General features: G+C 65.8%; 14 protein-coding genes and 1 pseudogene. 9 read left to right on the forward strand and 6 right to left on the reverse strand.

From position 1 onward, the window contains the following. Nucleotides 1-27 precede the first annotated feature (27 nt). Both NG701_RS14530 and NG701_RS14535 read left to right on the forward strand, forming a co-directional pair. Complete coding sequence (locus tag NG701_RS14530; RefSeq protein WP_252568514.1) at nucleotides 28-1,671, forward strand: alkaline phosphatase D family protein; 1,644 nt, start codon at nucleotides 28-30, stop codon at nucleotides 1,669-1,671. After that, the gene (locus NG701_RS14535) at nucleotides 1,668-2,978 is read left to right on the forward strand and encodes an alkaline phosphatase family protein (RefSeq protein WP_252568515.1); all 1,311 of its coding nucleotides are present in this window, start codon (nucleotides 1,668-1,670) and stop codon (nucleotides 2,976-2,978) included. Before NG701_RS14530 ends, NG701_RS14535 begins: the two co-directional genes overlap by 4 nt. A gap of 263 nt (nucleotides 2,979-3,241) precedes the next feature. Here NG701_RS14535 and NG701_RS14540 read toward each other — a convergent pair whose 3' ends face one another. Together NG701_RS14540 and NG701_RS14545 are read right to left on the reverse strand one after the other, a co-directional pair. Continuing rightward, on the reverse strand, nucleotides 3,242-3,991 hold the full coding sequence (locus tag NG701_RS14540) for a hypothetical protein (protein ID WP_252568516.1): 750 nt from the start codon (nucleotides 3,989-3,991) through the stop codon (nucleotides 3,242-3,244). Nucleotides 3,992-4,124: 133 nt separating this feature from the next. Then, a complete protein-coding gene (locus NG701_RS14545) occupies nucleotides 4,125-4,976 on the reverse strand; it encodes a LysR family transcriptional regulator (RefSeq protein WP_252568517.1) in 852 nt (283 codons plus the stop codon). Between the two features lie 85 nt (nucleotides 4,977-5,061). Here NG701_RS14545 and NG701_RS14550 point away from each other — a divergent pair, with 85 nt between their 5' ends. Both NG701_RS14550 and NG701_RS14555 read left to right on the forward strand, forming a co-directional pair. Beyond that, nucleotides 5,062-5,958, forward strand: coding sequence for an EamA family transporter (locus NG701_RS14550; RefSeq protein WP_252568518.1), 897 nt, complete (start codon nucleotides 5,062-5,064; stop codon nucleotides 5,956-5,958). 92 nt (nucleotides 5,959-6,050) lie between these two features. Then, entirely contained in the window at nucleotides 6,051-6,524 is a 474-nt protein-coding gene (locus tag NG701_RS14555) for a sensor histidine kinase (RefSeq protein WP_252568519.1), read from the forward strand. Nucleotides 6,525-6,544: 20 nt separating this feature from the next. On the opposite strand, the pseudogene NG701_RS14560 reads toward NG701_RS14555, so the two are convergent. Further along, nucleotides 6,545-7,155, reverse strand: a pseudogene (locus NG701_RS14560) (NADPH-dependent FMN reductase). Nucleotides 7,156-7,342: 187 nt separating this feature from the next. Between NG701_RS14560 and NG701_RS21005 the strand changes: the two are divergent. Further along, nucleotides 7,343-7,477, forward strand: coding sequence for a hypothetical protein (locus NG701_RS21005; protein ID WP_256472220.1), 135 nt, complete (start codon nucleotides 7,343-7,345; stop codon nucleotides 7,475-7,477). Nucleotides 7,478-7,564: 87 nt separating this feature from the next. Beyond that, nucleotides 7,565-8,203 carry an SRPBCC family protein gene (locus tag NG701_RS14565; RefSeq protein WP_252568520.1) on the forward strand — a complete coding sequence of 213 codons (639 nt, stop codon included), beginning with the start codon at nucleotides 7,565-7,567 and terminating at the stop codon, nucleotides 8,201-8,203. 91 nt (nucleotides 8,204-8,294) lie between these two features. Here the strand turns inward: NG701_RS14565 and NG701_RS14570 are convergent, their stop codons facing one another. After that, the gene (locus NG701_RS14570) at nucleotides 8,295-9,239 is read right to left on the reverse strand and encodes an SMP-30/gluconolactonase/LRE family protein (RefSeq protein ID WP_252568521.1); all 945 of its coding nucleotides are present in this window, start codon (nucleotides 9,237-9,239) and stop codon (nucleotides 8,295-8,297) included. 211 nt (nucleotides 9,240-9,450) lie between these two features. Here NG701_RS14570 and NG701_RS14575 point away from each other — a divergent pair, with 211 nt between their 5' ends. Then, nucleotides 9,451-9,789, forward strand: coding sequence for a hypothetical protein (locus tag NG701_RS14575; protein ID WP_252568522.1), 339 nt, complete (start codon nucleotides 9,451-9,453; stop codon nucleotides 9,787-9,789). 65 nt (nucleotides 9,790-9,854) lie between these two features. Then, nucleotides 9,855-10,508 carry a LysE family translocator gene (locus NG701_RS14580; RefSeq protein WP_252568523.1) on the forward strand — a complete coding sequence of 218 codons (654 nt, stop codon included), beginning with the start codon at nucleotides 9,855-9,857 and terminating at the stop codon, nucleotides 10,506-10,508. A 55-nt stretch (nucleotides 10,509-10,563) separates the two neighbouring features. On the opposite strand, the gene NG701_RS14585 is transcribed toward NG701_RS14580, so the two are convergent. Next, nucleotides 10,564-10,950 (reverse strand): hypothetical protein, encoded by a 387-nt coding sequence (locus NG701_RS14585; RefSeq protein ID WP_252568524.1) that lies wholly within the window; start codon nucleotides 10,948-10,950, stop codon nucleotides 10,564-10,566. A gap of 136 nt (nucleotides 10,951-11,086) precedes the next feature. Here NG701_RS14585 and NG701_RS14590 point away from each other — a divergent pair, with 136 nt between their 5' ends. After that, nucleotides 11,087-11,668: a dTMP kinase gene (locus NG701_RS14590; RefSeq protein ID WP_252568525.1), complete on the forward strand. Its 582-nt coding sequence runs from the start codon at nucleotides 11,087-11,089 to the stop codon at nucleotides 11,666-11,668. 75 nt (nucleotides 11,669-11,743) lie between these two features. Here the strand turns inward: NG701_RS14590 and NG701_RS14595 are convergent, their stop codons facing one another. Then, nucleotides 11,744-12,142, reverse strand: a complete 399-nt coding sequence (locus NG701_RS14595; RefSeq protein ID WP_252568526.1) for a cupin domain-containing protein — start codon at nucleotides 12,140-12,142, stop codon at nucleotides 11,744-11,746. Nucleotides 12,143-12,209: the final 67 nt, after the last annotated feature.

The raw sequence follows: 12,209 nt of genomic DNA on the forward strand, positions 1-12,209 counted from the left end.
CCTTTGAGCGTGCGGATACTGGAAGGCATGACTAACTTTACTCGTCGTCAAGTTCTGCGCTCAGCAGGGGTTGCTGCCGTGGCTGGGGCCATGGTCTCCAGCACCGCAGCAAGTGGCTTTTCCGCCTCCCAGGGCGGCGTCTTCTGCCACGGGGTCGCCTCGGGAGACCCGATGGCGGACAGCGTGCTGCTTTGGACCCGCGTGACGCCAGCGCCCGCAGCGCTGCCAGGCACCGGGTTGGGCCCGGATGTGTCCGTCGGCTGGGAAATCGCTGCGGACGCTGGCTTCAAGAAGATCGTGGCCAGGGGTACTGCCGCCACCGGCGCGGCCCGGGACCATACGGTCAAGGTCGTCGCGGGCCGGCTGGCCCCCGCCACCAACTACTGGTATCGCTTCAAGCTGGGACAGGCCGTATCGCCAGCGGGCCGTACGCGCACCGCCCCGGCAGCGGGTGCGGCCGTGGACCGGCTGAAGTTCGGCGTCGTGTCGTGCGCCAACTGGCAGGCGGGCTACTTTTCGTCCTACCGCCATCTCGCCGCGCGCGGCGACCTCGACGCCGTGCTTCACCTCGGCGACTACCTCTACGAATATGGGCCCGGCGAATACCAGGCGCGCAACGTCGTCGTCCGCCCCCACGAACCCGCCCACGAAATGACACAGCTGGCGCACTACCGGCGCCGTCACGCCCAGTACAAAACCGACCCTGACCTGCAAGCCCTGCACGCCGCCGCCCCGTTCGTCGTGACCTGGGATGACCATGAATCGGCCAACGACACCTGGAAGGGCGGCGCCGAAAACCACACCGAGGGCACCGAAGGCGCGTGGAGCGAACGGATCGCCGCCGCGCACCAGGCGTACGCCGAGTGGATGCCCGTGCGCTATGAGCCGGGGGGCCAACTGTACCGCCGGCTGGACTTCGGCTCTCTGGCCAGCCTGTCCATGCTGGACCTGCGCTCCTACCGTGACCAGCAGGCCGCCAACGGTGCGGATCCCTCCGTCAGCAGCCCCGCCCGCACTATCACCGGCGCCGCACAGATGGAGTGGCTGCTGGGCAACCTCAAGTCCACAGGCCCGCAATGGAAGCTGGTGGGCAATCCCGTCATGATTGCGCCCGTCCGCGTTCCCTCGACCCTGAACACCGCAGAGCTGGCCGGTGTGCAGAAGCTGATGGGCGGGACGAGCATCAGCGGCGTGCCTTATAACGTGGACCAATGGGACGGCTACGAGGCGGACCGCAACCGCGTGGTCCGCCACCTGCGGGATAACGCCGTCAAGGACACTGTGTTCCTCACCGGCGACATCCACTCCGGCTGGGCCTGCGACATCCCCGCGGATCCGGCCAGCTACCCGGCCACCGGCGATTCCGTGGCCACGGAACTCGTCTGCACTTCCGTCACGAGCGACAACCTCGACGACATCCTGAACGTTCCGCCCCGGACCGGATCCGTCGGCGTCGAGAACGCCATCAAGGCGGCCAACCCGCACGTGAAGTACCTGGACTTCGACTCGCACGGCTACTCCGTCCTGGACGTAACAGCCGCCGGCGTTCGGATGGACTGGTACGTCCTCGCTGAACGCACCTCCGCCAGCTCAGGAGCTACGCTGTCCACATCATTCAACGTCCAGGCCAACTCCGGCAAAGTCACCCCGACGCAGGGAGGACTCCAGTGAGCCGTTCACCGCAGCAGGGCACGCCCGCCAGCAGCAGACTTCCGACGCCGGGACGCCGGCAGTTCCTGCAAATCGCCGCCGCCGGCGGGGCCGCCGTCGTCCTTTCAGCGGCACAGGGCACCGCCGGGGCTGCCCCCGCCGCTGGACGAACGCGAAGCTACGTGCTGGTGGTGGACGGCTGCCGGCCCGATGAGATTACGCCCGCACTGACTCCGAGGCTGGCTGCACTGCGCGATGCAGGCACCAATTTCCCCGCGGCACGTTCGCTTCCGGTGATGGAGACCATCCCCAACCACGCCATGATGATGACGGGTGTCCGCCCGGACCGCTCGGGCGTGCCAGCCAACTCCATCTTCGACCGGACCGACGGCGTTGTCCGCGACCTCGACCGGTCCACGGACCTGCACTTCCCGACCCTCCTGGAGCGGCTGCAGGAGCTCGGCCTGACGACCGGCTCCGTGCTTAGCAAGAAGTACCTTTACGGCATCTTCGGTGCCCGCGCCAGCTACCGGTGGGAACCCCAGCCGGTGCTTCCGGTGACCGGCCACGCGCCCGACGCCGCCACCATGGACGCCCTGCTGGCCATGGTGAGCGGGCCGGACCCGGACTTTGTGTTCACCAATTTGGGCGACATCGACCGCGTAGGCCACTCAGACGTTTCCGGAACAACGCTGCGGGCGGCGCGCGAGGCTGCCCTGGCGGAAACAGACCTGCAGGTAGGGCGTTTCATCGACCACCTCAAGAACGCCGGCAAATGGGACTCCAGCGTGGTGATGGTGCTTGCCGACCATTCCATGGACTGGTCCATCCCCAGCAACCTCATCTCGGTCAACCTCATCCTCCAGTCCCGTCCGGAGCTGCAGTCGAACATCACGATTGCCCAGAACGGCGGCGCGGACCTGCTCTACTGGACCGGCCCCGAGCCGGACCGCATGGCCGGACTGGCCGCCGTCGAACAGCTGGTCAGAGCCCATGAGAGCGTGCTCTCGGTCAACAAGCCGGCGGACCTGCGGCTGGGCCACGAGGCCGGAGACCTGGTGGCCTACTGCCGGGCGGGCTGGCGCTTCTCCGACCCGTACGTCGCGTCCAACCCGATCCCCGGCAACCACGGTCACCCCGCCACAGAGCCCATTCCCTTCTTCATATCAGGCGGCAGCCCGCTGGTAGTAAAAGGATCGGTGTCCTCCGAGGCCGCCCGGACCATCGACGTCGCGCCCACCGTTGGCAGCATCTACGGGCTCAAGTCCCCGGCGGGTGGCTACGACGGCACGGGCCGGGTCTCTGCCCTGACGAAACCGCGCAACTGAGGACGCACCGATAGGCTCTGCTGCCTGGTTGGTGGTTCGCATGCGCGGTCTCGCCGTCGTCCCCCCCTTTTTGGTTTTTGGTTGGAAGCCCCCACGCGAGTTGGACTCGAGCGCGGGGGCTTCCGGGTTTCGGTGGGGGGCCCGAAACCGGGATCAATCTATCGAATCTGCCCGGACGCAAGGACGGAAAACGCTGTCTCGCCCAAATCTTGTGTGAACCTTGAGCCGGCCCGCATCGAGCCGGGCAGCCTAACCCCAGGCGCCTAATCCGCTGGCCGCAATGAGGTGATCATCCGCTTGATGTCCCGGTACTCCGGGGTCTCCGCGTACTTCTTGGCCTGCTCCAGATACGGCAGGGACTCGGCCCCTGGCGTCACGTTGTTCCCAGGGTTGTAGAACGCACCGAACATCGCTGCGGTGGGTGGCCAGGTGAAGAAGTGGAAGATGGCGCACGCCGAGTCGCCCGTGGGCGCCGCCCACGCGATGCCGTAGGCCGCGGCCGGCGTGTTGGCCGGACCCGGCGCAGCGTCGTTGCCGCGGGTCTCAAAAACAAACCAGGGCGCCGCGCCGCCCTGCGCAAGCAGCGGCAATTCTTCAGACTCCAGCACCTCGTACGGGAACCGCTCCAGGCACATGGACCCGGTGGCCATGTTGGTCCGGAGCGTCGCCAGCGGCTTGCCTGCCTGGTTGGCCACCTCGGCGAAGGCGCCGCCGCCCTCCGGCAGTTCGCCGGCCGGGTCCCGGACGCTCCACGCGGCCGGGTGTTCGAACGTCAGTTGGCCGTCTGCCGTGGTGTAGCTGGACCAGGCGGCCGACGCCGGTGCGGTGCCGGTGGCGCTCGGCGAGACTGTCGTCGTTGGCACGGCAGTGGTGGTTCCGGTGGCCGCGGAGGTGACGGTGGGGCTGGGACTTGCCGTCGCCGTTGGTCCTGCCTGCGGGCCGCACCCCGCCAGCAGCACCGCCATCAGAATAGCTAGGGGAATTGCCGCGCTTCGCGTGGCCGGACTGCGCATCACACCCTCCTTTGGGCCTGACCTTTTTTGGTCCTTAAATTGTCATGCTGCCGGCCGCACAAGGATCCAACGGCGGCCCGATTGGCACCGAACCGTTGCGGGGATAACGAACGGATCCCGCCCGCCGGCCGGGTCAGGAATAGAGCGCCGCGAGCAGCTCGACGACGCCCTGGAAACCCACGGGCGGGTCCGTCTTGGACCAGGCGACGTAAACGGGGACCGGGGCGGCATCCCGCACATGCCGGTACACAACACCCTTGCGCCGGTACTGGTGCGCGGTTGATTCTGCCGTGATGCCCCGCGCTTTGCCGCTGCCGATCACCGTCAGCCAGTCGTCGACGTCGTCCGTGGCGATGGTGCGCTGCGGCTGCCGGCCTTCCGGCCACAGGTCCAGGCGCGTGCTTCCGGTGCGCCGGTCCAGGGCAATCGGTTTGGTCGCGGCTTCGGCAAGGGTGATGCTTCGCTTTCCGGCAAGGGCGTCATCCGCCGCCATGGCGCAGAAGCGTTTCTCCAGCCCGATGAGGACAAGGCTGATGGCCGCTGTGTCAGGGACCCTCCGCAGGATGGCGAGGTCGCTGGTTCCTTCCGCCAGTCCCGCCGTCGGGGTGTTGGTCCGGATGAGGCGCAGCTCGGTGTTGGGAAACGCGTCAGCCCACCTGCGCTGGAACTCCGTGGTGTGCCTGCCCAGGGCGGACCAGGCGTAGCCGATCCGGACGGTGCCGCCGCCGTCGGCCGCCTCCTGCTGGATGGCCTCCAGAATCGAGAGAACACGGCGGGCATGCCGGACGGTCCGGTCGCCGGCGGCGGTGAACTCAATTCTCCTGGTGGTGCGGTGCATCAGGCGGACCCCCAAAGCGCGCTCCAGCGCAGCGATATTGCGCGACACCGCCGCCTGCGAGATGCCCAGCTCAATGGCGGCGTCAGTAAACGTGCCCGCTTCGGCCACTGCAACCAGGCAACGCAGGTGCCGCAGCTCCATATCCATAAGGCCATTCTATTCATACGCTGGACGCATAAGATCGCCCGTCTATGCATTTTGGCGCATGCCCGCACGGCCCCACACTCCAAGGATGGATAACATATTATCTGCCGGCCGAGGCCGGGCCGGCGCCATCCTCGTTGCGAGCGCGCTCTCAAACCAGCTGGGTGCGGCCAGCGGTTCACTGGCCTTCCCCGCAATCGGCCCGGTGGGCGTAGTCGCAGCGCGTCAGCTCATTGCCGCGGCGGTGCTGCTGCCCCTTGTCCGGCCCCGCATCGTCTCCTTCACGCGCCACCAATGGTGGCCCGTTCTGCTGTTGGCGCTGGTGTTCGGGACGATGAACCTCTCCCTGTACGCGGCGGTGGAGCGCATCGGGCTGGGCCTCGCGGTGACTCTCGAATTCCTGGGCCCCCTGGCCCTCGCCCTGATCGGTTCACGGACCAAAGCGAGCGCCGCCTGCGCCCTCCTGGCCGCTGGAGGGGTTGTGGCCATCACCCAGCCCGAGGCGTCCACGGACTACGTGGGCATCGGCCTGGGACTGGTGGCCGCCTGCAGCTGGGCCGCCTACATTCTCCTGAACAGGACAGTGGGCAAGCGGATCCCGGGCATCCAGGGGACGGCTGCCGCCACCGGCCTGTCGGCCGCGCTCTTCCTCCCCGTGGGGCTGATGACGTTCATCAACCACCAGCCCGACGCGTTCACTATCCTCTGCGCAGCAGGCGCCGGAGTCCTCGCGTCCGTGGTCCCGTACGTCGCGGACGTGATCACCCTGCGCCGCATCCCCACCAGCCTGTTCGGCGTTCTGATGAGCATCAACCCCGTTTTCGCGGCTTTGGTGGGGGCTCTGGCTCTGGATGAAGCCCTGTGTGTTGTGCAGTGGGCCGGCATTTTCCTGATCGCAGCGGCCAATGCAGCCCTGACCGCCGGGGCCGGGCGGCGTCCACCGGTGCCCATGGGACAGATCACCGCAGGCTCCGCGGAATATTGATCCAAACTTGAGCCAACCCTTGGCAACCCATGCAGTTGGCGGTTCAGGCTGGACCCATCACCACAGAAAACGGCGGGGAAGCAGGAAGATTCATGGGGAACGAATCAGCTCTGGGCGAGGTAGTCGCGGTGGGAGGAGTGATCACTGATCACCACCCGCTCGACTTCCACACCTTGGGGCTGGCCGGTTGCATTGACCGGTTGACCGGGCCTCTCCGTCAGCAAGGAACAGCAGTCCGCTGGGATACTCCGCACTGGGGCATCGAGATCCCGGCGGACTGCGCTTCCCTCCTCTACCAGTCGGCGCGCGAAGCGCTGAGCAACGCCTTCAAGTACTCCGACGCCGCCGAGCTCACCGTCCAGTTATCCGCGGTTGGCCACGGCATCCGTCTTGTGGTGTCCGACGACGGCACGGGCTTTGACTGCGACCTCGCCCTAAGCGGCAAGAACCACGGCTACGGGCTGCGGCTGATGTCCGTGGCTGTCCATGAGGCCGGCGGCACCGTCAGCGTCTGTTCGAAGCCAGGGCAGGGCACCACCGTAACGGTAACCCTACCCCTGGACTGACCCGCTTACCGGGACAGTACTTACCGGGACAGCTTTTCCGGGTCCGGCACCAGATCGCCGATGTGGCCCGGTGCGTTTGCCGCCACCACTCGCTCCACGAAGGCGCCGTATTCCTCCATGTAGTGCCGCAGGAACTTGGCCGTGCCCTCATCCCGCACCTCGCCCTCGGCAGAGAAGGCTTCCGGATTGAAGTGGATGTAGACCTCCGGGGCGTTCAGCTGGGGCGCGTCCAGAAAGCTGAGCACGCTACGCATCGAGGACTGCATCACAGCCGTACCAATTCTGCCCGGCGAAGCTCCGATGATGCCGGTGGGTTTCCGCGCGAACGAGTTGGTGCCCCAGGGCCGCAACGCCCAGTCGATTGCGTTTTTGAGCGCCCCGGAATGGATCGGTTGTATTCGGGGGACACAAACAGGATGCCGTCCGAGGCCTCGATCGCGTCCTTGAGGGCGCGGCCTGCCGGCGGGAAATCGGCGTCGTAGTCGTAGCTGTAGAGGGGCAGGTCCTTAATAGGGATCTCGGTGAATTCAAGGTCCGCCGGGGCCAGCTTGATGAGGGCCTTGGCGAGCGTGCGGTTAATGGAGCCGGTTGCCAGTCTCCCCACGAAGTATCCGATTTCCTGCGTTGCCATGAGATTATTCCTTCCCGACAGCCGGTAGGACCGGCTGGGCGTAGAGCTTTTACAGGATGAAGCGGGGCACAGCGCTTCCCCAGTCCAGCACAGAACACGAGCCGCGGACAGAGGTTATTGACACCCCGCTCCGGGAGGCGCTGAATGATGATTGAGGCACATTCCACACACCACGGGAGCGGTTGACATGAAGGAAAAGCCAGTAGTGGCGCAGCGCATCCACAGCGAAGCTCCGGCCGAAGGGGACGAGTCCGCGGATCCCACCGACATCCGCGTGCACTCGCAGGAACCCGCCGAGGGCGCCGACACGGACGAAGACTAGCCGCCCTCCCCTCTGGCCCACGCGCCCCGACGGCGATACGGTAAGGCTACTGACTATATACAGCCCGTTCCAGTCGAAGGAGACGTTGTGAGCAGCAAAGTGGAGAAGCAGATTGTGGTCGATGTTCCCCTCAGTACGGCCTACAACCAGTGGACCCAGTTCGAGGATTTTCCGCAGTTCATGGGTGGCGTGGAGAGCGTGACCCAGCTCAGTGACGACCGCCTGAAGTGGGTGGCCCACATCGCCGGGGTCCGCCGGGAGTGGGAAGCCACCATCGTGGAGCAAGTCCCGGACCGCAGGATTGAGTGGGCGTCCACGGATGGGGCCACGAACTCAGGTGCCGTGGAATTCTCCGACGCCGGCGGCAACAAAACCCAGCTGTCCCTCACCCTGGAGTACCAGCCGGAAGGCATGGTGGAGAAGGTGGGCGACCTGCTCCACCTGGTGGCCCGCCAGGCGGAGCACGACCTGAAGCAGTTCAAGGAATTCATCGAACACGAGGGCCACGCCACCGGGGCGTGGCGGGAATCCGTCCCGACAGGCGAGCCGTCGGCGTACAACCGGTACACGCATCCGTTCGACCAGACCGGCGCCCTGGTGGATCTTGAGGGGGAGTCAGACGGAACAACCGACGGCGAGATCCGCAGCGCGGCTGAACGCAACGTCCACAAACCGGACGACGGCGGCACGATCCCGCCGCTCGGCGGCAACCTGGGCGACCGCTGACTGGCAGCGCCACCAACGGACGCGCGACCCCGCACGAGCGGCGCTGCCCCGCACCGCTCAAGCGGGGCAGCACCGTCCCTACGTAAGCTGCCTAATCGCGGGCCGGCACCAGCACCACTTCATGCGGACTGGCCGGCTGGCTAAACTGTGCATTCACGGCAGCCAGGGTGTTCCCGAATTGCGCAACCGTGGTGGGAACATCGAAGTGGGGACTGGTGATGGTGTCCTCGATCTCGCCGGAGGAGAGATCGTTGGAGAGGTCAATCCGGACGATCTGGTTCAAGAAGTTTTGCACCGCCCAGACGGTATGACCCCGGACCAGGATGCCGTCAACATTCGGCACCTCCACACCCTCAATCAAGGCGCTGTCGCCGGTCTCCGGATCCACGGTATAGAGGGCTCTGTTCGTCGAATGCGCGACGATGAGGACGCGGTCGCCCTTGGCAGCGGCAATGCCATTGAGGTTGAAGGGACCTGTCAACTCTCCCGCCGGTCCGTTCAGCTTCAGGGTCCGTACGTCGCCCAGCTTTCCGTGCCTGCCCACTGGCAGGAAGTACAGCTCACCGGCGGCGGAGTTCGTGAACCAGGCACCATCCCGGGTGAGCGTGACGTCGTTGACGAAGCCCGGAGCGAGGGTGAAGTCCGCAACGGGCTCGCCCGATTCCGTGTTGTACACAAAGGCCTTGCCGGTCCCGCCACCCGCTACAAACAGCAGGTCATTGCGGGTATCGGCCTTCATCCCGACGGCGGCCCTGGGCTGCGAATCAAAGTCCGATACGTCGATGAACAACCGCGCTTTGTCCTTCCGGATGTCGCCGCGGTAAATGTCTCCCAGTGCCAGGTCGCCGGCGTAGAAGGTGGTTCCACTGCCGGCGGCGATCCCCTCGGCGGAAGTGGCGCCCTTGAGCACAATGACTGAGTCATCCGGCGGCGACGCCGAGGCCGGGAGGACAGGCGCCAACAGCCCCATGAGTGCAATGAACCCAATGGCGGTACGGCGCTGTACTTTTACTGAATTCTGGGTTGTGCGGGCCATGATTCTTCCTTGAATTTAGGTGATCCGCACGGGCCAACCTGCGGCAGGCCCGCACGATTGTCCTGCCAGTCTATGCACCCTGGGAACCGGCCCGCCAGAGCCCGGAGCCCCTTCTCTGCCGGGTCATACTCCGCCCTCCGCAGCCCCCGGATCGGCAACCTGCCGTGGTCTCTGCTTACAATCGAAACCTCAATCAACTACTGAGGGACCCATGAAGAAACTCGCCACCGCCCTGATCGCTGCCGGCCTCGTGCTTTCCGCTTCTGCATGCACCACGCCCACCAAACTTTCCACCCCCGAAACCTGCGACCGCGTCAAGGCTGTCCTGGCGAACCCCGCGAACAACGTGGGCAAGACCGGCCTGGTGCGTCTCGCCAACCAGATCCGGCCCATCGAAGTTGTGGCATCGGATGACCTCAAGCCTGCGCTCGGATCCATCATCGAGTTCACCGACGAGTCCGCCAAGGAAGCCCCGGACGAGGCCAAGATCGCCGAGCTGGAGGCCAAGTACCAGGAAGCCGGCGCCGCCTTCACGAAGCACTGCAGCTAAGACGCCTGCTGCGCTGACGTTCGACGGCGGCCGGTTGGCCGCCGTCGTCGGCTTATCCTTGGCTCGTGGATCTCTATCAGTCTCTGTTCTCGTTCGGCCTTGTGGCCGGGCTCCTGGCACTGGTTCCGGGCATCGATACGGCACTGGTGCTCCGTTCGTCCCTCGCCAGAACGCGCGGTTTCGCCTTCGCCACGGCCCTGGGCATCTCCACCGGACTGATGGTCTGGGGAATCGCGGCAGCCGTGGGCGTTTCGGCGCTGCTGGCAGCATCGGGGCTGGCGTACCGGGCGCTCACCATCGCCGGCGCCGCGTACATGGTCTGGCTTGGCGCCTCCCTGCTGTGGACGAGCCGGACCAATGACGCGCCGTCCGCCTCGCCAGCTGCCGACGTTGAGGTCCCCGCTGCCTCCCGCCATCAGCTGTTCCAAGGCTGGCTGACCGGGACGGGCACTAATCTGCTCAATCCGAAGGTCGGCGTGTTCTACATCGCCACAATTCCCCAGTTCATCCCGCCGGGCACTCCACCGCTGCTGATGGGAATTTTGCTGGCCGGCGTCCACTGCGTCCTGGGCCTTGCGTGGCTGACCTTCCTGATTTTCGGAGCAGGTTTCGCCTCCAAATGGCTGAAAAGCGCCCGCAGCCTCCGGATCATCGACCGCATCACCGGCACCGTCCTGATCGGTTTCGGGCTGCGGCTCGCCCTCGAACCACAGCACTGACGCCACCGGTACGGGCCTCTGGTGCCGGCCGTGGTTCAAGGGCCTGCTGCCGGCCTTAGTTCAGGGCCAGGACCAGGTAGAGGGCTGTCAGGATCACCACTGTGGGTGTCATGACCAGGCGTTCCGGCTTGCTGCGGGAGATTCCGTTCAGCACGATGCCCAGCCCGAAATAGGCCGTCAGCACCCAACAGAAGACGCCCGTGAAACCCTGATTCACCAGCGGGGCCGCCATGCCGGCCTTGGCCAGCGCAACGTAGGCGAAGAGGACGTAGAGGATGATCGAGGTGGCGCTGCCGATCCGCAGCTTGGTGGGGAGGACGTTGTGCTGGCCGCCCCACGCGAACCTTCCCAGCGGTGCCCCCGCGATCAGGGCGGCCTGAAAAACCGCGAGCGCGGCCAAAAGTACGCACGCGGTATTCGCGGCAAACTGGGCTAGCTGCATCGAAGATCCCATTCCCCTTGGTGCGGTTGCCGGCCCGTTGCAGGCACCGCCCGGATGTCAGTTTATTGTGACCTCCGCCTCATGACGGGACGATCACGCTGTCCCTTCCGTTAAACCATTGGCGAAAGGAGGCCATGTGCTTATTGTCTTAACCGGAATCGACGGCTCGGGAAAATCCACGGCCGCCCGCGCCTTGGTGGATGCGGCCCAGGCTGACGGCGAAAACACCCTGCTGCTCAGCAACCACGCCGGCAGGCGGAGCATGTCCGTGCTGGCGGAACGGCTGGGCATCCGCTGGCCACGCCGCCTGGCCGACGCCGTGGAGACCACCCTCCGCGTGGCCAACGTGCTCATGTCGCATGCCCGGGCCAGCCGCTTCGACGGACTGGTGGTGATGGACCGGCACCTCCACTGCCAGCTGGCTCTTCGCACCGCCAAAGGTCTGTCGCGCGGCCGCCTGCTTCCCTGGCTGATTTCGTCACTACCGGAACCTGACGCGGTGGTGCACCTGGACGTTGAGCCTGCACTGGCGCTCGAGCGCATCGTGGCCCGCGGCACCGATTCGGAGACGCTGGCTGACCTGGTGGATCTGCGCGATGCCTACCGCTCCATGCCGGAATACCCGGGCTTCGTCCAGCTCGACGCGGACTGTACGCCGGAAGAGGTTGTGGCCAGGCTCAAGCGGATCGTGCGCGCGGAAACTCCCGTGGCTGTTTAGGCCCGGTTCCTGCCCCGACCGGCTCGGACTCAGACCGGCTCCAGCCCAGGCAAGCTCCGGCTCAAATCAGCGCGCTCAAATCAGCGCGTGGGATCCCCTGCTCCGCGGCCGGCCGAAGGACGCCGTACCCAGGAATTCAATAGCGACGAACGGCTCGGAGCCAACCACCCACTCATCGTGCCCGGGAGGCAACGCATAGGTGTCATGGGCGCGGATGGTGGACCTCACGCCGTCGGACGTTTGAATCTCAAGACTGCCGGAGACACAGTAACCGAGGTGGTTGTGCTCGCAGAAGTCCGTCAGTTCAGTGGGCTTGGCGGACTCGGACCAGCGCCAGCCGGGAGCGAGGATGAGGCGGGCCACTGAGTAGTCGTCAACGGTGACGAGATCGAACTCAGCTTTGTCCGGACACCGCTTCTTGTCCGGGATGTCAAAGGATTTAACAGCCAGTACTCTGATGAAATTTGCGGTCATGGGGAAACAGCCTTGGGATTATTTGCGGCGGGCGCTTAGGGCTGGGACCAAGCGGTTGTGCGTGGAT

Origin of the sequence: Pseudarthrobacter cellobiosi, from assembly GCF_023913815.1 — a bacterium.
Lineage (GTDB): Bacteria > Actinomycetota > Actinomycetes > Actinomycetales > Micrococcaceae > Arthrobacter > Arthrobacter cellobiosi.

Excerpts from the sequence above, each read along its gene's own strand:
- NG701_RS14595 (WP_252568526.1), bottom strand. The coding sequence starts at position 12,142 with ATGACCGCAAATTTCATCAGAGTACTGGCTGTTAAATCCTTTGACATC.
- NG701_RS14555 (WP_252568519.1), top strand. The coding sequence starts at position 6,051 with ATGGGGAACGAATCAGCTCTGGGCGAGGTAGTCGCGGTGGGAGGAGTG.
- NG701_RS14530 (WP_252568514.1), top strand. The coding sequence starts at position 28 with ATGACTAACTTTACTCGTCGTCAAGTTCTGCGCTCAGCAGGGGTTGCT.
- NG701_RS21005 (WP_256472220.1), top strand. The coding sequence starts at position 7,343 with ATGAAGGAAAAGCCAGTAGTGGCGCAGCGCATCCACAGCGAAGCTCCG.
- NG701_RS14540 (WP_252568516.1), bottom strand. The coding sequence starts at position 3,991 with ATGCGCAGTCCGGCCACGCGAAGCGCGGCAATTCCCCTAGCTATTCTG.
- NG701_RS14550 (WP_252568518.1), top strand. The coding sequence starts at position 5,062 with ATGGATAACATATTATCTGCCGGCCGAGGCCGGGCCGGCGCCATCCTC.
- NG701_RS14570 (WP_252568521.1), bottom strand. The coding sequence starts at position 9,239 with ATGGCCCGCACAACCCAGAATTCAGTAAAAGTACAGCGCCGTACCGCC.
- NG701_RS14575 (WP_252568522.1), top strand. The coding sequence starts at position 9,451 with ATGAAGAAACTCGCCACCGCCCTGATCGCTGCCGGCCTCGTGCTTTCC.
- NG701_RS14545 (WP_252568517.1), bottom strand. The coding sequence starts at position 4,976 with ATGGATATGGAGCTGCGGCACCTGCGTTGCCTGGTTGCAGTGGCCGAA.
- NG701_RS14585 (WP_252568524.1), bottom strand. The coding sequence starts at position 10,950 with ATGCAGCTAGCCCAGTTTGCCGCGAATACCGCGTGCGTACTTTTGGCC.